Origin of the sequence: Microbacterium ureisolvens (assembly GCF_015278315.1) — a bacterium.
Lineage (GTDB): Bacteria > Actinomycetota > Actinomycetes > Actinomycetales > Microbacteriaceae > Microbacterium > Microbacterium ureisolvens.
Window position 1 is genome coordinate 1 of record NZ_JADIJE010000019.1, and the last position, 20,097, is coordinate 20,097.

17 protein-coding genes and 1 tRNA gene are annotated in these 20,097 nt (G+C 71.5%); 11 read left to right on the plus strand and 7 right to left on the minus strand.

The genetic code is table 11. The features are described 5' to 3' along the window. The first annotated feature begins 265 nt into the window (after window positions 1-265). On the plus strand, window positions 266-1,465 hold the full coding sequence (locus IM767_RS19490) for an aminotransferase class I/II-fold pyridoxal phosphate-dependent enzyme (protein WP_109212069.1): 1,200 nt from the start codon (window positions 266-268) through the stop codon (window positions 1,463-1,465). Window positions 1,466-1,474: 9 nt separating this feature from the next. Here the strand turns inward: IM767_RS19490 and IM767_RS19495 are convergent, their stop codons facing one another. Further along, window positions 1,475-2,278 carry a carbon-nitrogen hydrolase family protein gene (locus IM767_RS19495; RefSeq protein ID WP_109212068.1) on the minus strand — a complete coding sequence of 268 codons (804 nt, stop codon included), beginning with the start codon at window positions 2,276-2,278 and terminating at the stop codon, window positions 1,475-1,477. Continuing rightward, window positions 2,275-2,793: a DUF6328 family protein gene (locus IM767_RS19500; RefSeq protein ID WP_109212067.1), complete on the minus strand. Its 519-nt coding sequence runs from the start codon at window positions 2,791-2,793 to the stop codon at window positions 2,275-2,277. Before IM767_RS19500 ends, IM767_RS19495 begins: the two co-directional genes overlap by 4 nt. Window positions 2,794-2,886: 93 nt before the next feature. Between IM767_RS19500 and IM767_RS19505 the strand changes: the two genes are divergently transcribed. After that, a tRNA-Met gene (locus IM767_RS19505) sits at window positions 2,887-2,960 on the plus strand. A gap of 103 nt (window positions 2,961-3,063) precedes the next feature. Here the strand turns inward: IM767_RS19505 and IM767_RS19510 are convergent. After that, window positions 3,064-3,540, minus strand: coding sequence for a MarR family winged helix-turn-helix transcriptional regulator (locus IM767_RS19510; protein WP_239453494.1), 477 nt, complete (start codon window positions 3,538-3,540; stop codon window positions 3,064-3,066). A gap of 77 nt (window positions 3,541-3,617) precedes the next feature. On the opposite strand from IM767_RS19510, the gene idi reads away from it, so the two are divergent. From idi to IM767_RS19545, 7 genes are read left to right on the plus strand one after another with little or no spacing between them, the layout of a single operon-like run. Next, window positions 3,618-4,169 (plus strand): isopentenyl-diphosphate Delta-isomerase, encoded by a 552-nt coding sequence (gene idi, locus IM767_RS19515; protein WP_109212066.1) that lies wholly within the window; start codon window positions 3,618-3,620, stop codon window positions 4,167-4,169. After that, the gene (locus IM767_RS19520) at window positions 4,166-5,221 is read left to right on the plus strand and encodes a polyprenyl synthetase family protein (RefSeq protein WP_109212065.1); all 1,056 of its coding nucleotides are present in this window, start codon (window positions 4,166-4,168) and stop codon (window positions 5,219-5,221) included. The genes idi and IM767_RS19520 overlap by 4 nt, the downstream gene beginning before the upstream one ends. Continuing rightward, on the plus strand, window positions 5,218-6,096 hold the full coding sequence (locus IM767_RS19525) for a phytoene/squalene synthase family protein (protein ID WP_162564402.1): 879 nt from the start codon (window positions 5,218-5,220) through the stop codon (window positions 6,094-6,096). Before IM767_RS19520 ends, IM767_RS19525 begins: the two co-directional genes overlap by 4 nt. Next, on the plus strand, window positions 6,093-7,655 hold the full coding sequence (gene crtI, locus IM767_RS19530; RefSeq protein WP_109212064.1) for a phytoene desaturase family protein: 1,563 nt from the start codon (window positions 6,093-6,095) through the stop codon (window positions 7,653-7,655). The genes IM767_RS19525 and crtI overlap by 4 nt, the downstream gene beginning before the upstream one ends. A 2-nt stretch (window positions 7,656-7,657) precedes the next feature. After that, window positions 7,658-8,011, plus strand: coding sequence for a lycopene cyclase domain-containing protein (locus tag IM767_RS19535; RefSeq protein ID WP_109212063.1), 354 nt, complete (start codon window positions 7,658-7,660; stop codon window positions 8,009-8,011). After that, window positions 8,008-8,334: a lycopene cyclase domain-containing protein gene (locus tag IM767_RS19540; protein ID WP_109212062.1), complete on the plus strand. Its 327-nt coding sequence runs from the start codon at window positions 8,008-8,010 to the stop codon at window positions 8,332-8,334. The genes IM767_RS19535 and IM767_RS19540 overlap by 4 nt, the downstream gene beginning before the upstream one ends. Continuing rightward, window positions 8,331-9,224, plus strand: a complete 894-nt coding sequence (locus IM767_RS19545; RefSeq protein WP_194398956.1) for a prenyltransferase — start codon at window positions 8,331-8,333, stop codon at window positions 9,222-9,224. The genes IM767_RS19540 and IM767_RS19545 overlap by 4 nt, the downstream gene beginning before the upstream one ends. A gap of 124 nt (window positions 9,225-9,348) precedes the next feature. Here IM767_RS19545 and IM767_RS19550 read toward each other — a convergent pair whose 3' ends face one another. Together IM767_RS19550 and IM767_RS19555 are read right to left on the minus strand one after the other, a co-directional pair. Continuing rightward, window positions 9,349-12,261 carry a UPF0182 family membrane protein gene (locus tag IM767_RS19550; protein ID WP_109212061.1) on the minus strand — a complete coding sequence of 971 codons (2,913 nt, stop codon included), beginning with the start codon at window positions 12,259-12,261 and terminating at the stop codon, window positions 9,349-9,351. A 92-nt stretch (window positions 12,262-12,353) separates the two neighbouring features. After that, entirely contained in the window at window positions 12,354-13,481 is a 1,128-nt protein-coding gene (locus IM767_RS19555; protein WP_109212060.1) for a YlbL family protein, read from the minus strand. Between the two features lie 145 nt (window positions 13,482-13,626). On the opposite strand from IM767_RS19555, the gene IM767_RS19560 reads away from it, so the two are divergent. Continuing rightward, the gene (locus tag IM767_RS19560) at window positions 13,627-15,147 is read left to right on the plus strand and encodes a zinc-dependent metalloprotease (RefSeq protein WP_109212059.1); all 1,521 of its coding nucleotides are present in this window, start codon (window positions 13,627-13,629) and stop codon (window positions 15,145-15,147) included. A gap of 782 nt (window positions 15,148-15,929) precedes the next feature. On the opposite strand, the gene IM767_RS19565 is transcribed toward IM767_RS19560, so the two are convergent. Both IM767_RS19565 and nudC read right to left on the minus strand, forming a co-directional pair. Next, on the minus strand, window positions 15,930-17,705 hold the full coding sequence (locus IM767_RS19565; protein WP_109212057.1) for an ATP-dependent helicase: 1,776 nt from the start codon (window positions 17,703-17,705) through the stop codon (window positions 15,930-15,932). After that, window positions 17,702-18,616, minus strand: a complete 915-nt coding sequence (gene nudC, locus IM767_RS19570) for an NAD(+) diphosphatase (protein ID WP_109212056.1) — start codon at window positions 18,614-18,616, stop codon at window positions 17,702-17,704. Before nudC ends, IM767_RS19565 begins: the two co-directional genes overlap by 4 nt. Before the next feature lie 77 nt (window positions 18,617-18,693). Here nudC and IM767_RS19575 point away from each other — a divergent pair, with 77 nt between their 5' ends. Continuing rightward, window positions 18,694-20,064: a phosphotransferase gene (locus IM767_RS19575; RefSeq protein ID WP_109212075.1), complete on the plus strand. Its 1,371-nt coding sequence runs from the start codon at window positions 18,694-18,696 to the stop codon at window positions 20,062-20,064. Window positions 20,065-20,097 lie beyond the last annotated feature (33 nt).

The window sequence follows — 20,097 nt, forward strand, 5'->3', positions numbered from 1 at the left end:
CGGGCTGCGCGGGCGCGGCGGCCTCAGGCGCGGCCGCGGCAGGGGCCGGGGTCTCGGGCTGAGCGGGCGTCTGCGCGGCGGCATCCGCGGCCGACTGCGAGGGGACGGCGGGGGTCTGGTCTTCCGGGCGGTCGCCCTGGATGTCGCTCATGGTTGCTCCTTCTGCCAAGCACTCACCACTGTGCCCACCGATGCTGTGCGTTTCTTATGTCGGGAATGGGACTCGCCTATGCAACGAGGATGAGCCTCCCGATACGGTGAAGCGATGCGACAGATCCCCGGAGCATGGCACCGCACTGCCGCGGGTGCCGGACTCGTCGGTTCCGACGGGTCGATCCACCCCACCATCTTCGCCGAGATGTCCGCACTGGCGGCGCGAACCGGTGCGATAAACCTGGGGCAGGGCTTTCCCGATGAGGACGGCCCGGCCGAGGTGCTGGAGGCCGCCCGTTCGGCCATCGCGGCCGGGGCGAACCAGTATCCGCCGGGCCGCGGCATCCCCGATCTCCTCGCCGCCGTCGCTGAGCATCAGGAGCGGTTCTACGGCATCGCGCTCGATCCCGCCCGCGAGGTGCTGGTGACAGCCGGCGCCACCGAGGCGCTCGCCGCGGCGCTCCTCGCGCTGCTGGACGATCCCGACGACGAGGTCGTGGTGTTCGAGCCCCACTACGACTCGTACGCCGCCGTGGCCGCCCTGGCGGGCGCCAGGCTCGTGACGGTGCCGCTGCGGTGGCCCGACTTCCAGCCCGATCTCGATGAGCTGCGCGCGGCCGTGAGCGATCGCACCCGCGTCATCCTGGTCAACGATCCGCACAACCCGACGGGCGCCGTCTTCTCGCCCGACGTGCGCGATGAGATCGTGCGCCTCGCCGAGCGCCATGACGCCGTCATCGTCACCGACGAGGTGTACGAGCATCTGGTGTTCGGCGACCCTCACGTGCCCATCGCGACGCTTCCCGGCGCGCGCGAGCGGACCCTGACCATCTCGTCGGGCGGCAAGACCTTCTCGACCACCGGCTGGAAGATCGGCTGGATCTCTGGTCCCTCGGCCCTCGTCGACGCGGTGCTCGCCGTCAAGCAGTTCCTCACGTACGTCAACGGCAGCCCGTTCCAGCCGGCGATGGCGGTGGGGCTGCGCCTGGGCGACGACTTCTTCCGCGGCATCGCCGACACGCTGCGGACCAAGCGCGACCTGCTGGGCGCCGGCCTCCGGGCAGCCGGTTTCGAGGTGTCGGAGCCCGCCGGCTCCTATTTCACGGTGGCCGACGCGGCCCCTCTCGGAGCGACGGATGCCGCGGCCTTCTGCCGTTCCCTCCCCGAGCGCGCAGGGGTCGTGGCCATCCCCCTCACCGCTTTCGCGACTCCGGCTCGGCGGGCCGAGTTCGCCTCGCTGGTGCGGTTCGCCGCGTGCAAGCGCGTCGAGGTGCTGGAGGCGGCGGCATCCCGCCTCACCGCGCTGCGCTGACGACCCCGCTCAGCGCGGGCCGACCGTGAATCGGCGGAGCGAGAGGGACGGGTTGACGCGGCGCACGCGCTCGATCGCGCCCACGTCCAGGTGAGCCACCGCGACGTCCGTCGAGGTGCCGACCGCCGCGAGCTCGACGCCCTGGGCGTCGACGATGAGGGAGTTTCCGACCCCGAGCGGAGGCGGGTGATCGGCCGCCGCCACGAACACGGTGTTCTCGATGGCCCGCGCGTGCAGGAGCGTCCGCCAGTGGTGCTCCTTGAGGGGCCCGCGCACCCACTCGGCGGGAACGAGGAAGACGTCGGCGCCCGCATCCACGAGCAGACGGCCGACCTCCGGGAAGCGCAGGTCGTAGCAGGTCATGAGCCCGAACCGGAGGCCGCCGACCTGGAAGATCCGAGGCTCCTCGGGCTCGCCGGGCTGTACCCAGTCGGACTCGCGCTGACCGAAGGCGTCGTAGAGGTGCAGCTTGCGGTAGTGCCCGATCAGTCCTGTCTCGTCGACGGCGACGGCCGTGTTGCGCACCCGCTGCTCGTCGGTCGCACGCTCGAGAAGCCCTGCGACGACCACGACCCCGTGCCGGCCGGCGATCCTCGAAAGCGCCTTCACGAACGGCCCGTCGAGATCCTGCGCGTTCTCCGACAGAGAGTCGTCGAAGGGGTCGACGAAGTAGCTGGAGTACTCGGGGAAGACGATCACCCGCGCCCCGCGCGCAGCCGCCGTCGCCGTCAGCTGTCCGATGGTCTCGAGATTCGCCTTGGTGTCGGCGGTCGGAGCGAACTGAGCGACCGCGACGGGGAGAGTGTCGGTCATCGGCGGTTCCCTTCCGCGCGGAGGCGTACCCGGATGATCGCCGGCGCGATCAGCCACAGCACGAGGATGAGCAGGGCCAGCGGGACGAGGGCCCACCAGAACGCCGACCCGCCGAGGACGACGTCGAACACGAACGCCACGACGCCCACGAGGAGCACCGAGACGAGCAGGAGAGACGTGACCAGTCCGACGTGGCCGTAGCGGACCACCGCGGGCTTGGCGCGCTGCTGGAACAGCACGCGATGCAGCGCCACCGGGGCCAGAGCCACGATCGAGCTGAGAGCCGAGAGCACGACGAGCCCGAGGTAGACCGCGCGCTGGGCGTCGGACAGATCGGAGAACGCCGGCTGGAACGCCAGCGCCAGGAGGAAGCCGGTGAGGATCTGGGTGCCGGTCTGGAGCACGCGCAGCTCCTGCAGCACCTCGCTCCAGTTGCGGTCGGCGCGCTCTTCGGGAGTCTCGTCGCGGCCGTCCACTCGATCGTCGTGAGGGTCGTTGTCGCGATCCGCGGGCATGCTTCATCCTGGCGCGCACGCCGCGCGCACAGCAAGCGAACCCGCCCGTGTGTCACGACCACTCAAAACCCGTGCTAGGCTTACTTCTTGTGCCGCGGGGTGGAGCAGCTCGGTAGCTCGCTGGGCTCATAACCCAGAGGTCGCAGGTTCAAATCCTGTCCCCGCAACAGAAAAAACAGAAGAGGGCGTCCCGATGGGACGCCCTCTTCTGCATCCCGGCACCGGAACGGCGGCGGATCCGCAGACCTGCGGCCGCGGCATCCGTCGCGTCTATCCGGGCGGGTCCATCGCGCCGCTGAGGTCATCCAGGAAGCGCGCGATCACGGCGAGCTCGTCCTCGTCGTACTGCATCGCGACCTCGCGCATCGCGCGCAGATGACCGCCGAAGACGCGGAAGAACGTCTGCCGCGCCGAGTCGGTGAGCACGACGACGAGACCGCGGCGGTCGGTGGGATGCGGGCGGCGCTCGACGTGCCCCGAGTCCGAGAGACGATCGAGCAGCTTGGTGGTCGAGGCCGTCGAGATCCGCAGGTGCCTGGCTATGTCGCGGGGGCTGACGGACCGGTCCTGCCGCTCGCGGACGATCAGCATGCGCAGCGCAGCGACGTCGCTGGCGTTCATGTCCATGTCGCCCTTCATGCCGCTGTGCATGCGCTCCATGGCGTCGCTGACGGCACGGATCGACGTGAGCACGCGCATCACCGCGTGCTCATGATCCGTCTGCGGAACCCAACGTTCGGCCATCATGGAAGTTACCTCCGACCCGTTGTAGCATCGCACAAGGGATATCGCTAGTTTAACTAGCGATCGAAAGGAGCGACCGGATGACCGACACCGACCATGTGGTACTGCTCGATGACGACGGGCGTGCCATCGGCACCGCGCCGAAGTCGAGCGTGCACGGCCCCGACACCGCCCTCCACCTGGCCTTCTCGTGCCACGTCCTCAACAGCGAGGGACAGGTGCTCATCACCCGTCGCGCCCTCTCCAAGCGCACGTGGCCCGGCGTGTGGACCAACTCGTTCTGCGGTCACCCGCGGCCAGCCGAGCCGGTCATGACAGCGGTGCGCCGACACGCGGACTTCGAGCTCGGCCTGACGCTCCAGGACGTCCGCGTCGCACTCCCCCTGTTCCGCTACCGGGCGACCGACGCCAACGGGATCGTCGAGCACGAGGTGTGCCCGGTCTATCTCGCGTACACCGACGACGAGCCGGTGATGAATCCCCTCGAGGTCGTCGACTCCCGCTGGGTCGAGCCTGAGGCGCTGGCGACATCGCTCGAGGCGACGCCGTGGGCGTTCAGCCCGTGGCTGGTCCTGCAGGCGCAGCAGCTGCACCTGTTCGAGACCGCGTCGCGCCGCCGAAGGGCATCATGATCCCGGCTGCCGAGCATCCCGACCTCGCCATCGCGATCGACGGCGCGCTGGCGAGGATCCGCGAGCGCGCCTCGGAGCTCGGTCCCGGCTTCGGCGCCCTCGGCGACGCCATCACGCGGGCCGCGCACGGCGGCAAGCGGTTCCGGCCGGCGCTGGTGACGGCATCCTTCGACGCGTTCCGCCACGACGAGACCAACGCGTCCGCGGTGCTTTCGGTGGCTGCGGCCTTCGAGCTGCTCCACACCGCGTTCGTGGTGCATGACGACGTCATCGATCACGACACGATGCGCCGGGGTGTGCCCAACATCGGCGGGGAGTTCCGCGACCGCGCCCGGGACGGCGGCGCCGATGCGGACGGCGCGGCTCTCGTGGGCGACGCCGCCGCGATCCTCGCCGGCGACATCCTGCTCCATGAGGCGTTCCGGCTGGTAGCCATGGCGCACACCGACGCCGCCACACGCGACCGGCTCCTCACGCTGTTCGACGATGCCGTCCTGGTATCGGCGGCGGGAGAGCTGGCGGACGTCGAGAACAGCGTCGCCTCGCGGTTCCCCAGCCGCGGAGCGACGCTCGACACCGCCTTCAACAAGACGGCGGTCTACTCGTTCCGGGCACCGCTGCAGGCCGGTGCGCTGCTCGGCGGCGCCGGCACCGACGCACTTCGCGTGCTCGGCGACGCCGGTGGCCGGCTCGGCCTCGCGTTCCAGCTCGTCGACGATCTGATCGGCGCCTTCGGCACCACCGAGCAGACCGGCCGCGACAGCGGGCCGGACCTGCGCGAGAACAAGCGCACCCCGCTGGTGGCGCTCGCCCGCGAGTCCGAGCGCGCCCCGCGCGTCGACGAGGCGCTCGCACTCGCCCGCACCGGTCCCGTGGCCGTGCGCGAGGCGCAGCAGCTGCTCGAATCCAGCGGCGCGAAGGATCGCCTCGTCACGCTGATCGCCGAGACGCTCGACGCGGTGCGGACCTCGTCGCACGATCCCGCTCTCCCCGAACGCGCGGGGGCGCTGCTGCGCACGCTCGCCGACCGCATCGAAGGACGTATCCCGTGAAGACGACGCACCGGGGCGAAGCCACCGGTCTGAGCCTCTACGACAGGGCTGCCGACGACGCCGCCGCCACCGTGATCGCTCACTACTCGACCTCTTTCGGGCTCGCCTGCCGCCTGCTCGGGCCCCGGCCGCGCCCGCACGTGCGCAACGTGTACGCGCTCGTCAGGGTGGCCGACGAGGTCGTCGACGGACCGGCCGAGGAGGCTGGCCTCTCGCCCCTCGCGACGAGCGAGGTGCTCGACAAGCTCGAGCACGAGGTGATGGCAGCGATCTCGCGGGGATTCAGCGCGAACCTCGTGGTGCACGCCTTCGCCCGCACTGCCCGCGAGTGCGGGATCGGCGAGGATCTCGTGGCGCCCTTCTTCGCCTCCATGCGCACGGATCTGACCACCAGCAGCCATGACGCGGCCTCGCACGACGCCTACGTGTACGGCTCGGCCGAGGTCGTGGGCCTCATGTGCCTCCAGGTGTTCGTCAACGCGGGCGCGCCGCGCCCGGTCGCACCGGCACCCGACCTGGTGGAGGGCGCCCGGCGCCTGGGTGCGGCCTTCCAGGACGTCAACTTCCTGCGCGACCTCAACCATGACGGCCAGGTGCTCGGCCGCGACTACCTGGGCCTGTCGCAGCCCGGCGATCAGCGCGCCGCGGTGCTCGACCGGATCGACGCGGACCTCGCCGCGGCGGCGCGCGCCATCCCGGCGCTGCCTCCGGACTGCCGCCGCGCGGTGACCGCGGCGCACGACCTGTTCGCCGAACTGGCGACCCGGCTGCGTGCCGACCACGGCGACGCGCGGGTGCGCGTGCCGGACGCGGTCAAGGCACGGCTCGCGGCGCGCGCGATGCTCGGCTTCGCGCCGCGCGAGGTCCGCGCATGAGCGGCGACAGGGCTCAGCGGGCGGTCGTCGTCGGCGGCGGCATCGGCGGCCTCGCCGCGGCCGCTCTCCTGGCGGCCGAGGGATGGGACACGGCCGTCTTCGAGGCGCGCACCGAGCTCGGCGGCCGCGCGGGCTCGTGGGAGCAGGACGGCTTCCGCTTCGACACCGGGCCGAGCTGGTACCTCATGCCCGAGGTGTTCGACCACTTCTTCCGCCTGCTCGGAACGACCGCCGACGCGGAGCTGGACCTCGTGCCGCTCGACCCCGCGTATCGCGTCTACTCCGACCCCTCGACCGGCCTGCAGCCGCTCGACGTCCGGTCGGGTCGCGAGGCGGCGACCGCGCTCTTCGAGAGCGTCGAGCCCGGTGCCGGCGCGCGCCTGGAGGCGTACCTGGACTCGGCGGCGGACGCGTACGACCTGGCGGTGTCGCGCTTCCTCTACGACACGTACGAGACGACGGCGGGGCTGCGCGACCCGGCACTGCTGAAGCGGATGCCGCGCCTGGCGCCTCTGCTCACCCGCAGCCTCGCACGGCATGTCGACAGCCGCTTCACGGACCCGCGCCTGCGGCAGATCCTCGCGTACCCCGCGGTCTTCCTCGGCGGCTCGCCCTACGGCGTGCCGAGTCTGTACCACCTGATGAGCCACCTCGACCTCGGCGACCGCGTGCTCTACCCGCGCGGTGGCTTCACGGAGGTGATCCGCGCGGTCGCGCGCCTGGCCGAGGCATCCGGCGTCTCGATCGAGACCGGCGCGCGGGTGACGTCGATCACGACCGCCGGCGGACGTGCGACGGGCATCGAGCTCGCCGACGGGCGGCGGGTCGCGGCGGACCTCGTCGTGTCGGGCGCCGATCTGCACCACACCGAGACCCGGCTGCTGCCCCGCGCGCAGCAGACGTATCCCGAGGACTGGTGGCGCTCGCGCACCCCGAGCCCCGGCGCCCTGCTGGTGATGCTGGGGGTCGAAGGACCGCTGCCCCAGCTCGCGCACCACACGCTGCTGTTCACCGAGGACTGGCGCACCAACTTCGACGACATCTTCGGCCGCCGTCCGAGGATCCCCGAACCGGCCTCGCTGTACGTCTGCCGTCCGAGCGCCACCGACCCCGGCGTGGCGCCGCCCGAGCACGAGAACCTCTTCGTCCTCGTCCCGGTGCCCGCCGACCCCGCGCTCGGGCACGGCGGCATCGGCGGCGAGGGCGATCCTGCCATCGAAGCCGCGGCGGACCGCGTGATCGCGCAGATCTCCGAATGGTGCGGGATCCCCGACCTCGCGAGCCGCATCGTGGTGCGGCGCACCGTCGCGCCCGGCGACTTCGAGGACGACCTCGGCGCCTGGCGGGGCAACGCGCTCGGACTCGCCCACACGCTCGGGCAGAGCGCGGTGTTCCGTCCTCGCAATGCGTCGCGGAAGGTCGAGGGGCTCTCGTACGTCGGCGCGTCGACCCTTCCCGGCATCGGCCTGCCGATGTGCCTCATCTCGGCCGAGCTGGTCGTCAAGCGCCTGCGCGGCGACAGGTCGCCCGGTCCCCTCGCCGAACCTGCGAGGGTATGAGGGTGCCCGGCATCTACCTCGCAGCGATCCTCGTCTCCGCCGCCGGCGTCCTGCTGCTCGATCGACGCTGGCACCTGGCGGCCTGGCAGGCGCCCGGCCGCACCGCGCTCGCCGTCGGGGCCGGCACCGCGTTCTTCCTGGTCTGGGACGCCGTCGGCATCGCGACCGGCGTCTTCGTCAAGGGCGACAGCCCGCTTCTGCTGGGAATCGACCTGGCGCCGCATCTCCCCCTCGAGGAGCCGGTGTTCCTGGCGTTCCTGTGCTACCTCGCGCTCGTCGCGTGGGCGGGTGCGGTCCGCGTGATCGATCGCCGGAAGACGGATGCCGCAGCCCTGCGTTCGGAGGCGGGCCGATGACGTATCCGCTCATCGTGCTGCCGTTCGTCGCCGTGACCGCGGTCGTCGTGCTGCTGACCGTGAAGCGCGACGGCTTCGGCCGCCGGATGGCCGCCTCCGCCATCGCGGCCGGCGTCCTCGTCGTCCTCACCGCGGTGTTCGACAACCTCATGATCGCGGCCGGCCTGTTCACCTACCCCGAAGACCTCATCTCGGGGCTGCGGATCGGGCTCGCGCCGCTCGAGGACTTCGCGTACCCGGTCTGCGCGGCGTTCCTCGTGCCGGCCGTGTACACGCTGACGGCTCGTCATCCCGCGGCGAGGCCGACGGAGGCCCGGTCGTGACCGCCGCGCCCCCGCTGCGCGCCGGCGCGGTCCTGCGGCAGCTGTTCATCTCGTCGCGACCGGTGAGCTGGATCAACACCGCGTACCCGTTCGCGGCGGCATACCTCATGACGACGCGCGAGATCGACGCGACGCTCATCGTGGGGACGCTGTTCTTCCTGGTGCCGTACAACCTGGCGATGTACGGCATCAACGACGTGTTCGACTACGAGTCCGACCTCCGCAATCCCCGCAAGGGCGGGGCCCACGGCGCCGTGCTCGACCGGCGGCTGCATCGGGCCACGCTCTGGGCGTCGGGGTTACTCTGCCTCCCCTTCGTGGTCTATCTCGTGATCGTCGGTTCGCCGCTGTCATTGCTGGTGCTCGGGGCGAGCCTGTTCTTCGTCGTGTTCTACAGCGCACCCCCGCTGCGGCTGAAGGAGCGGCCGTTCCTCGATTCCGTGACGAGCAGCATCCACTTCTTCTCCCCCGCCGTCTACGGACTGGTCCTCGCCGCGGCGACATGGACCCTGCCGCTCGTCGCCATCATCGTGGCGTTCGCGCTGTGGGGCGTGGCATCGCACGCGTTCGGCGCCGTGCAGGACGTGGTGGCCGACCGCGAGGCCGGCATCGCCTCGATCGCCACGGCTCGCGGCGCGCGGTGGACCGTGCGCTTCGCGCTGGCCTGCTATGCCGCCGCGGGTCTCGCCATGCTGGCGACGACCTGGCCAGGACCGCTGGCGGCGGTGCTGGCCGTGCCGTACATCATCGCGGTGTGGCCGTACCGCTCGATCGCCGATGCCGACGCGTCCGCGGCGACGGCGGGCTGGAGCCGCTTCCTGTGGATCAATCAGCTGTCGGGGTTCGTCGTGACGCTGCTGCTGATCTGGTACGCGTTCCTCACCGCCTGAGGCGCTGGCGGTCTTCAGCCGAGAGCGCCGAAGGGTCCTCGCCGCTGGTCGGCGACGGCGGCAGAGCGTCGGCACAGACGACCGAGGGGCCGTCCTTCCGGACGGCCCCTCGGTCGTTCTCGGCTTACTGCTCGCCCAGCTCGATGAGCTTCTCGACCGCGGCGGTGAGCCGTTCGTCGGCCTCGCCGTACGCGGCCCAGTCACCCGCTTCGAGCGCCGTCTGGCGGTCCAGCATGGCCTGCTGGGCCTCCTGCAGCGCCGCCTGGTACTCGTCGGCCGGGGGCTCGGTGGGCTCCGTCGGCTCGGTGGGTTCCGTCGGCTCGGGCGTCGGCTCAGGCGTGGCGCCGGGGGTGGGCTCGACGTCGGTGTCACCGGCGTCGGCACCCGAGTCGCCGCCGAAGATCACGTCGAGCGCCTCGTTGAGCGTGTCCTCGAACGCGACCTCGTCTCCGAACGCCACCAGCACCTTCTGGAGCTTGGGCAGCTTCGTGCCACCCGAGGACTGCACGAACACCGGTTGCACGTACAGCAGGCCGCCGCCGACCGGAAGCGTCAGCAGGTTGCCGTTGAGCACCTCGGACTGCCCCTGTTGCAGGATGTTGACGAACGACGAGACGCTCGGCTCGGCGTCGAACGTGTTCTGCACCTGACCAGGACCCGCGACGGTGGTGTCGGAGTCGATCACCAGCATCCGCAGCTTGCCGAAGTCATCCGCCTTCACTCCCGCCTCGTTGCCGGCATTCGAGTCCACCGCGAGGTAGCCCATCAGCACGTTGCGGGCGTTGCCGGTGGTCGACGACGGGATGAACGACGTGAACATCGAATACGTCGGCGCCTCCTGCCCGGGCATCTGCATCGTCAGGTAATAGGGCGGCTGCAGCTGCTGATCGACCTGCGGGTCGTTCGGCGTCTGCCAGCGGTTGTCGCTCTGGTAGAACGAGCGCGCGTCGTCGACGTGGTACACGCCGAGGACCGTGCGCTGCACCTTGAACAGGTCGGTCGGGTAGCGCACGTGGCTCATGAGCTCGCCGGACATCTCGCTGATCGGCTCGACGGTGGTGGGGTACACCTTCTGCCACGCCTCGAGGAGCGGGTCCTCCTCGTCCCAGGCGTAGAGCGTGACCGAGCCGTCGTACGCGTCGACCGTTGCCTTGACCGAGTTGCGGATGTAGTTGATGTCATCCAGCGCGAACCGCGGAGCCGGGTTCGACGAGTCCGAGATCGCCGAGGTGAGGCTCACCGTCGAGGAGTACGGGTAGTTCGCGCTCAGCGTGTAGCCGTCCACGATCCAGACGATGCGGCCGTCGACGACGCTCGGGTACGGGTCGTTGTCGAGCGTGAGGTACGGCGCGACCTTCTGCACGCGCTGGCGAGGATCGCGGTCGTAGAGGATCTGAGAGTCCTCGTTCACGTAGTCCGAGAACAGGATCTGCTCGGCCTGGAACTTCAGCGCGTAGATCAGGCGGTTGAACACGTTGCCGACGCTCGGGCCGCCCTCGCCGTCGAACGTGGTCTTGGTCTCGGAGGCGCCGTCCTCACCCTGCGGGTAGTCGAGCTCGACCGGCTCGGCGCCCTCCGGGGCACCCACGATCGAGTACGGCGGCGAGTACTCGCCGAAGTACACGCGCGGCTGGAAGTCCTCCTGGTCGGAGAGGAAGCCTGCCGCCGGGATGCCGCGCTCGAGGAACACGGGGTCGCCCTCGCCCGTGCGGTCGTTGCCCTTGGCCGCGACCATGCCGTAGCCGTGCGTGTAGACGACCGCCGAGTTCTGCCAGTCCGCGGCGGCGCCGAGCTCGTCGAGATCGAGCTCGCGCACCGAGACCACGGTGTCCTGCGAGACGCCGTCGATCTCGTACCGGTCGACATCGAGCGGGTCGGCGAACTGGTAGTAGCCGCGGTACTGCTCGAGCTGGCGCACGTTCGGCGAGATGATCGCCGGGTCCATGATGCGCACCTGCGCGGTGGTCGCGGCATCCTCGCGGAGCTGGCCGGCCTCGACGTCCGTCACGGCGGTGAAGTCCTGCTTCTCGAGTCCGTCGACGCCGTATGCCTCATGGGTCATGTCGACGTTGCGCTGGTAGTAGTCCTGCTCGAGCGCGAAGCGGTTCGGCTGCACCTGGAAGGTGTTCACGACCCAGGGGTAGCCCACGCCGACGACGATCGCTGAGACGACAAGCAGCGCGGTGGCGATGAGCGGGTACCGCCAGCGGCCGATGACCGCGGTGACGAAGAACAGGATGGCGACGATGACCGCGGCGAACGCCAGGATCGTCTGGCCCGGGATGATGGCGTTGACGCCGGTGTAGCCGGGACCGGTGATGCGGTCGCCGGGCTCGACGAGCGTCTTGTAGCGGTCAAGCCAGAGGCTGGCACCCTGCACGAGCAGGTAGAGGCCCGCGATGACCGCGAGCTGGATGCGTGCCGACTTCGAGATGCGCAGCTCGCGCTGCCCGATGCGGACCGAGCCGTAGAGGTACGAGACGAGGGCGGTGACCAGCAGGCAGATCAGCAGCACCGCCGAGGCGAAGCCGACGAGCGCGCTCCAGAACGGCATCGCGAACATGTAGAAGCCGGTGTCGAGACCGAACTCCGGGTCGGTCGTGTCGGTGGCCACGCCGTTGAACCACAGCCACGTGGTCTCCCACTGGGCCGACGCGGCGAAGCCGGCGAAGAAGCCGAAGAAGATGGGGATGCCCCACATCGCGAGACGCCGCAGGGGCTCGACGACCTCCTGGTAGCGGTCCAGCTGCGAGCTCAGCCGCGCGTACACCGGGCGCAGGCGGTACGCGAGCTGGATGGACAGCCACACCGGCACCGCCATGCCCAGGAACCCGATCACGAACATCACGACCCGCGCCACCCACTGGGTCAGCAGCACCTCCGAGAAGCCGAGCTGGTCGTACCAGAGCCAATCGGCATAGAGGCTGGCGAACACGAAGAACGCCACCACGAGCGCGGCGATGACCGCGAGGGTGATGGCGATGACGCGTCGGGTGCGGGAGGGTGTGGCCGGAGTCGGCGACGAGGTCGTGGTCACCGTCCCATCCTAGGCGGCGGATTCTCGGCACCCGCCTTGTCCTCCCTGGGCGAACTCTCCGAAACATGCAACGTTTCGGGCACGGACGGGTGTCAGCTGCGCGTGCAGGTCGGAAGGGCGTCGAGGTCGCCGTCCTCGCGCACCGCGTCGAGCACCGCCAGCGCGTCGTCGAGGTCCTCGACGGCGAACACCCGCAGGTCGCCGGGGATGTGCCCGATCACCTCGTCGCAGTTGTCCTGCGGCGCGAGGAACCAGGTGGCCCCGGCATCCAGCGCTCCCCACATCTTCTGACGGATGCCGCCGATCGGCCCGACCTCGCCGTCCGCGGTGATCGTGCCGGTGCCCGCGACCTGCTGGCCGCCGTTGAGCTCACCCGGGGTCAGGGTGTCGATGATCCCCAGCGCGAACATCATGCCCGCGCTCGGTCCGCCCACGTTGTTCAGCTGGATCGTCACGTCGATCGGGAACTCGTAGTCCGTGATGAGGTTCACCCCGAGGATCCAGGAGGTCGTCCCGTCGTCGTCGGTCGTCTCCTTCGGCGTCACCTCGACGGTCTGCTCTTCTCCCCCGCGCTCGATGACGAGCTCGACCGGAGCGCCGTCGGTCTCGTTGATCACCGAGCGGAGGGTCGTGACGTCGGCGACCGCCTGGCCGTTCGCCTCGAGGATGAGGTCGCCCTGCTCGAGGATGCCCTCGGCGGCGGCGCCTTCGACCACGGAGTGCACCGACAGCTGCCCGCCCACGTCGTAGCCCAGCTCGGTGAGGGCGGCGGCGGTCGCCTCGTGCTGCGAGTCCACCATCATCTGCGCGCTCTGCTGGTTGCGCTCCTCGGTCGACTGGTCCTCGGGGAAGACCGCGTCGATGGGCAGGACGGCCCGCGTCGGGTCGAACCACGCCATCGCGAGCTCGAACCAGGACGGCGTGTGCTCGCGATTGCCCTGCACCTGAACCGTCAAGAGGTCCAGGGAGCCGTCGGTGGGATACGTCTCGGCACCCTCGACGGAGATGAGGGGCACTTCCTCGCCGTCGGCGTTCTCGGCGCTGCCGAGCGTGTTGTACACGGGACCCGGACGCTGGACGACGTACGACGTCGGCAGGAAGGTGATGACCAGGAGCACCACCATGGCCACGGCGAGCGCCCAGACGCCGGCGACGGTACGGCGGGACATCCGCGGCCTCGGGGCGGGCTGGATCGTCGTGTTCTCGTCGAACAGGGCCACGCGGGACCTCTCTTCCGTGCCTTGTCGTCGGGTGCCTGGTCGTTCGCGACCGGCGTAAGGCGTTCGGGGTCCCTGCCGGGGAGTGCGATGGATGCTGCGACTAGCGTAGAGCGCAAGCTCATCGACCGGCTGAAAGGCGGCTGAAGTGGCAGACGACGACAACACCGGCAACGGGCCGAGCCCGGAGGACGACTTCCAGGAGCTCATCCGCCAGCTGTTCGGGGGCGCGGCGGGCGACTTCGATCCCGAGCAGCTCTCTCGGCTGTCGGGGATGAACATCGACCCGGCGATGATGCAGGCCGTGATGCGGCAGCTGCAGGGCGCCTTCGAGGGCGCCGGCGAGAGCGGCATCTCGTGGGACATGGCCGAGCGTCAGGCGCTGCACATCGCCAACCAGGAGGGACTGGGCGTCACCGCCGGCCAGCGCACCGATCTGGATCAGGCGTTCGCGCTCGCGACGCTGTGGCTGAGTGAGGCCACGACCATCTCGGAGCTCCCCTCTCCGCCGAAGACGATCACGCGCGGCGGCTGGGTCGAGGCGACCCTGCCGGTCTGGCAGGAGCTGGCCACGCCGGTGGCCACGAGCATCTCCGACGCCCTCACCGCCGCGCTCAGCGAGCAGGCACCCGAAGACATGCAGGGACTGGTGCAGGGCGCCGGGCGCCTCATGCGCACGGTGGGCGGGTCGCTGTTCGCGTCGCAGCTCGGGCAGGTCGTCGGCAGCCTCTCGAAGGAGGTCGTCAGCGGCGGCGACGTCGGCATTCCGCTCATGCCCGACGGCGAGGCCGCGATCCTCCCCCAGAACTTCGCCGACTTCGGGCGCGACCTCGAGGTGCCCGAGGACCAGCTCGCCCTGTACGTCGCCGCGCGCGAGCTCGCCCATGCGCGCCTGTTCCGCCACGCGCGGTGGCTGCGACTGCACGTGATCTCGCAGGTGACCGACTTCGCGCGCGGCGTGCACGTCGACACCGACGCCCTCGAGGACCTCGCGTCGCGCTTCGACCCGTCGGAGCCCGAAGAGCTTCGCCGCGCGATCGAGAGCGGCGCGCTGCTCCCGGCTCGCTCCGAGGCACAGGACGCAGCGCTCGCCCGCCTCGAGAACCTTCTCGCCACGGTCGAGGGCTGGGTCGAGGTGGTCACCGAGGACGCCACCTCCCGGCTCCCCTCGGCAGGGCGGATCGCAGAGGCGGTGCGGCGCCGCCGCGCGGTCGGCGGTCCTGCCGAGCGCGCGCTCGGCTCGCTCGTCGGCCTCGAGATCCGTCCGCGTCGTATGCGCGAGGCTGCGGCGATGTGGCGTGCGGTGACGGATGCCGTGGGCCCGGCTGCCCGCGACGCGCTGTGGGACTACCCCGACCTCATGCCGGGGGCTGCCGACATCGACGACCCCGCGGCTCTCGTCGCACGCCTGGAGGCACGCGCACGCGGCGAGGAGCCCGCGCGGGACGAGATGGACGACGCACTGGCGCGCCTGCTCGCGGGTGAGACGCCGACGGGCGGCGATGCGGATGCCGGTTCAGCGGGTCCGGGCGATGGCGACGAGGCCCGCAGCGACAACGACGGTGGAGAGGCCGGCGAGGACGGCGGCGCGGACTCATCCGACCCCGGATCCGACGGAAATGCTGAGGACGGCGAGACCGGTTCTCCGGAGGATCACCGCCCGGTCTGATCGGCGGCGAGCGCCGACGGATTCGCCGGTTCCTCCACAGCTCCTGACGGCGTCTCGATGGCCCGCGCGGCCTGTGGATACCGGCCGCGGACCCCGGTCACTGCGCAAGGATCGGGCCATGCTGCGACTCGACCCCTCATTCCCGCCGGTGTGGCGGACCGATACGGTGCTCCAGTTCGGCTCCGAGGCGGTGGCGGTGCTCAGGGACCCTGCGGCGTGGCAGCTGCGGGTGCTCCGGGAATTGGAGCGCGGTGTGCCCGACGCGGCGTTCGTCGCCTTCGCCCAGGCGCTGGGCGCTCCCGACGCCGCTGCGGCTGCCCGCTTCCGCTCGCGGATCCGGCGGGCGATGACGACGGATGCCGCGGCCCGCAGCCGTGTGGCCCTGCGCTGCGCCACGGACGTCCCCGACGCGCATCGCGACGCCGTCGGTGCCGGCCTCGCCGCCTCCGGCTTCGACGTCGACGTGGTGCACCGCTACGACCCGCTGGATGCCCAGAATCCCGACGCCACCGTGGTGTTCGTCGTGCACCGGGTGGTCGCTCCGAGCGCCGCCGCCGGCCTCATGAGTGCCGACCTGGCGCACGTGCCCGTGACGCTCACCGGAGCCGGCGCCGAGATCGGCCCCTTCGTCCAACCGGGTCGCACCGCGTGCCTGGCCTGCGTCGCGGCCGATCGCCGCGATCGCGATCCCTCGTGGCCGGTTGTGGCGGCGCAGCTGCTCGGCCGCCCGCTCGAGAGCGAGGAGTCGGTGATGTGGGAGGCGGGACTGGTGGCAGGTCGGCTCATCGCGGAGCGCGAGCGCCGCCCCTCGCAGCCGCGGACGAGGTCGGTGACCCTGCGCGCCGGCTCGCTGCACCGGAACGTGCGATCGCACCGCCCGCACGCAGAGTGCCGCTGCCGATCTCTCGCAGGAACCGCGACGGCTGCCGCTCCCGTACCCCTCGAGACCACGTCAGCGCCAGCGTTCGCCCGGCTCGCGTGATGCCGACGTAGGCCAGGCGCCGCTCCTCGTCCACCTGCTCGAACGTGGTCGCGTACGAGATGGGCAGAAGCCCTTCCGCCACTCCGACGAGGTGCACGTGCTCCCACTCCAGGCCCTTGGCCGCGTGCAGCGTCGCGAGGGTGACCGTGCGCATCGCCGGCTCGTCGTGCGCCTTGGCCCGCGCGGTGAGCTCGTCGGTGAATGCGCGCAGCGTCGTGCCCTCCGGCGCCTCCTGCGCGAGTCGCAGGATCGCGGCCCGCGCCTCCCAGGCGTCGCGCAGGGCGCCGCCGGCCTCGGGCGGCTCGTCGGTGAGCCCGCGCGAGCGCAGGATGTCGCGGACGGTGTCGACGAACCCGCTCTCGATCGGCGCGACCGAGGCGGCGCGCAGCTCCATGACCGCCTGGCGCACTTCGGGCATGTCGAAGAACCGGCGGCCGCCCAGCACGGTCGTGGCGATGCCGGCATCGGCGAGCGCCGCCACGAGCTCGGCAGACTGGGCGTGCGCGCGGTACAGCACGGCGATGTGACGCGGGTCCGCGCCACCGGCGATCTGCGCGGAGATCCGCGTCGCGACGGCACGCGCCTCGGCGCGGTCGTCCTCGAACGCGGTCACGGTCGGCACCGGCCCTTCGCCGCCGGCCCCGTCGCGGCCGGCGGCTGTGAGGTGCAGGGCGCCGGGCCGCCCGCGCATGAGCTCGTTGGCGACCGCCAGGATCGGGGCATCCGATCGGTAGTTGGTCTCGAGGCGGACGACACGCGCGCCTTCGTAACGCGTCCCGAAGTCCAGCAGGTAGCGCGCGTCGGCGCCGGCGAAGGAGTAGATCGTCTGGCTCGCGTCGCCCACCACGCACAGGTCCCGGCGATCGCCGAGCCACAGCTCGAGCAGGCGGTTCTGAAGGGGCGAGACGTCCTGGAACTCGTCGACCGTGAAATGCCGGTACTGCTCGCGTACCGCCTTGGCGACCTGCGGCTCGGCCTCGAGCATGCCCGCGCACGCGAGCAGGACGTCTTCGAAGTCCAGCTGCCGCCGTTCATCCTTGAGCTTCTCGTAGGCGCGCTGCAGCGCCACGACGCGATCGACGCCGAGCCGCCCGACGCCCTGCGGCCGGGACGCGGCGTACTCGTCGACGCCCAGCATCGAGACCTTGCGCCATTCGATCTCGGCGGCCACATCGCGCAGCGTCGCGACGTCGGGGGCGAGCCCGATGCCGTCGGCCGCGTGGGCGAGCAGCCGAACCTTGTTGTCGACGATGCCGGGTGCGCTGTCGCCCGCGAGCGTCGGCCAGAAGAAGTTGAGCTGAGCGAGCGCCGCGGCGTGGAACGTGCGCGCCGACACACCGCCGACTCCCATCGCCCGCAGGCGCCCCCGCATCTCACCGGCGGCCTTCGTCGTGAAGGTGACCGCCATCACGCGCCCCGGCGAGTACGCGCCGGTGTCCACGCCGTGGGCGATGCGGTGGGTGATGACGCGGGTCTTGCCCGTGCCGGCGCCGGCGAGCACCACGACCGGTCCGCGCAGCGCGGTCGCCGCCTCGAGCTGCCGCTCGTCGAGCCCGGAGAGGGCAGCGGCACTCATGCGAGCCCCGCGTGCCAGTCGGCGATGAGACGATGCGCGATGGAGGCGCGTCCGGGGAGGACGACCTCGCCCTCTCCCCCGAGCGCGCGGCCCACCTCGTCGCGGGTGAACCATCTGACCGCCGCGATCTCCTCGCCGTCGGCACGCGCGGCTGCGTCGTCGCCGGCCTCGGCGAGGAACCCGACCATGAGTGAGCGGGGGTACGGCCACGCCTGCGAGCCGCGGTACGTCACACGGCCCACCTCGATGCCCGACTCCTCGGCGACCTCACGGCGCACCGCCGCCTCGAGCGACTCCCCCGCTTCCACGAAGCCGGCGAAGCACGAGAAGCGGTCGGCTCCCCACAGGGCGTTGGAACCCAGGAGCAGCAGATCCGGGTCATCGGCGCTGGTGATGGCGACGATCACGGCGGGGTCGGTCCGGGGGAAGTGCTGTCGACCGCAGTTCGGGCAGCGCCGCGACCAGCCGGCATCGCCCAGGATCGTGAGGGTGCCGCAGGCCGGGCAGTAGGGCGCGTCGAGCAGCCACCGCCCGAGGCTCAGCGCCTCGACGAACGCACCCGCTTCCGCCGCCGACAGCAGCGCGCCGGCGGTGCGCAGGCCCGCCCATCCCGCCGGTGCCTGGAAGAGCTCCTCCTCCTGCGCCGGGAAGACGGCTGTCAGGAGCGCGACGCCGTCGTCGTCGCGTCCGAGGAAGGCCCACTCGCCTCCGTCGGGCACCTCCGCCGGCGCTCGCCACGCCAGCTGATCCGGTGCGATGAGCGGTGCCGAGTCGCCGGAGATGACGAGGACGCGGGTGGCGGCATCCGTCTTCAACGTCTCGACGAGGTCCGGCGTGACCCGCTCCTCGGCCGCCCGGTCGAGACCGGGACGCGCCAGCGGAGGAAGGCTCGTGCTGTCGGGCGCCGTCATCGAACATGCTCCGCTTCGTCGTTCAGGGCCGGGCGTGGCGCGGGGACGGACGGGCGCGACCGACCTACCCTGGGCACATGGCACGCTCACCCCTCACTCTAGCCGCGTCGGTCACGTCGGCTCTGCCGCGGGTCGGGGTCGTCGGCGTCGGCGCTCTCACCGAGGGGGCGACAGGCCGATACGACGCCGCCGTCGCCGAGCTGGACGACGGCCGTCGCGTCGTCGTGCGCGTCCCCGCCGATCCGTCGTCCGGTCCCGAGCTCGCCGCCGAGGTGCGGGCGCTGCGCGCGCTGACGCCCGGCGTCCGCGGGCTGCTGCCCTTCCGCGCGCCCGATCTGCTCGGCGAGGCCGGCCTCGGGGACACGCGCGTCGTCGTCGTCGACTTCCTGCCCGGCTACCGGGTCGATGCCGCACACCTGCCTCCCGGGCGCGGCGCCGCCACCTCTCTCGGTGCCGCCCTGGCCGCCGTGCACGCGCTGCCGCATTCGATCGTGAAGGCCGAGGGCCTGCCCGCACGCACCCCGCAGCAGGTGCGCGCCGACGTCAGCCGCCTGATCGACCGGGCCGTCGCGACGCGCCGGCTCCCGATGACTCTCGCGCACCGCTGGCACCGTGCGGTCGACGCCGACGAGCTGTGGCGCTTCGAGTCCGCCGTCGTGCTGGGCGGTGCCGGCGCGGCGTCGTTCCTGTTCGAAGACCTCGACGGCGTGCCCACGGTCACCGGCCTCCTGGAGTGGCACGGGCTGTCCGTCGGCGACCCCGCGACAGACCTGCAGTGGCTGGCGTCGGCGCCCGACGCGGCCGACGACGTCTACGCCGCGTACGTGGCCGGGAGCGGCCGTGCCCCTGACGCGCGCGCCCGCGAGCGTTCGCGCCTGTATGCCGAGCTCGAGTTCGCGAAGTGGCTGGTGCACGGCCACGACGTCGATCGCGAAGACATCGTCACCGACGCCGTCGAACTGCTGGAGTCACTCGCGGCGGGCGTCGCCGGGGACGAGATCGTGACGGATGCCGCGCTCGACGTCGACGACGCGATCGCGCTGCTCGACCGGGTGCCGGGAGCCGCCGCGCCCACGATCGACACCTCGATGCACACCGACGCCTACGACCCCGACGAGCTCGCACAGTGGGTGCGGGAGGAGGACGACGGCCCCGACGGCGATCGCGCGACGCCGCCCGGCTCGACGATCTTCGACACGCCCGAGACCGTCGCCGACGACAACTCGCAGCTCCGGTCCCCGTCGGATCCGGTCGTGCCGGAGCCGGCGAGCGTGCCGGCCGGCGACGCGTACCCGGCAGACGACGTCTCGACCGCGCCCATCACTCTTCCGGTGGGCCGGGCGGCGCGGCCGGTCGCGGGCCGGAGTGACGTCGACGGCGCGACGGATGCCGCAACCGAGGCCGAGCGCGCCTCCGAGGCTGCGCTGCGGCGTTGGCTCGCTGACTGAGCCGGCTGCTTCGGGCAGACCGGGCCGCTCAGG

Excerpts from the sequence above, each read along its gene's own strand:
- IM767_RS19490 (WP_109212069.1), top strand. The coding sequence starts at position 266 with ATGCGACAGATCCCCGGAGCATGGCACCGCACTGCCGCGGGTGCCGGA.
- IM767_RS19495 (WP_109212068.1), bottom strand. The coding sequence starts at position 2,278 with ATGACCGACACTCTCCCCGTCGCGGTCGCTCAGTTCGCTCCGACCGCC.
- IM767_RS19500 (WP_109212067.1), bottom strand. The coding sequence starts at position 2,793 with ATGCCCGCGGATCGCGACAACGACCCTCACGACGATCGAGTGGACGGC.
- IM767_RS19510 (WP_239453494.1), bottom strand. The coding sequence starts at position 3,540 with ATGATGGCCGAACGTTGGGTTCCGCAGACGGATCATGAGCACGCGGTG.
- idi (WP_109212066.1), top strand. The coding sequence starts at position 3,618 with ATGACCGACACCGACCATGTGGTACTGCTCGATGACGACGGGCGTGCC.
- IM767_RS19520 (WP_109212065.1), top strand. The coding sequence starts at position 4,166 with ATGATCCCGGCTGCCGAGCATCCCGACCTCGCCATCGCGATCGACGGC.
- crtI (WP_109212064.1), top strand. The coding sequence starts at position 6,093 with ATGAGCGGCGACAGGGCTCAGCGGGCGGTCGTCGTCGGCGGCGGCATC.
- IM767_RS19540 (WP_109212062.1), top strand. The coding sequence starts at position 8,008 with ATGACGTATCCGCTCATCGTGCTGCCGTTCGTCGCCGTGACCGCGGTC.
- IM767_RS19565 (WP_109212057.1), bottom strand. The coding sequence starts at position 17,705 with ATGAGTGCCGCTGCCCTCTCCGGGCTCGACGAGCGGCAGCTCGAGGCG.
- nudC (WP_109212056.1), bottom strand. The coding sequence starts at position 18,616 with ATGACGGCGCCCGACAGCACGAGCCTTCCTCCGCTGGCGCGTCCCGGT.
- IM767_RS19575 (WP_109212075.1), top strand. The coding sequence starts at position 18,694 with ATGGCACGCTCACCCCTCACTCTAGCCGCGTCGGTCACGTCGGCTCTG.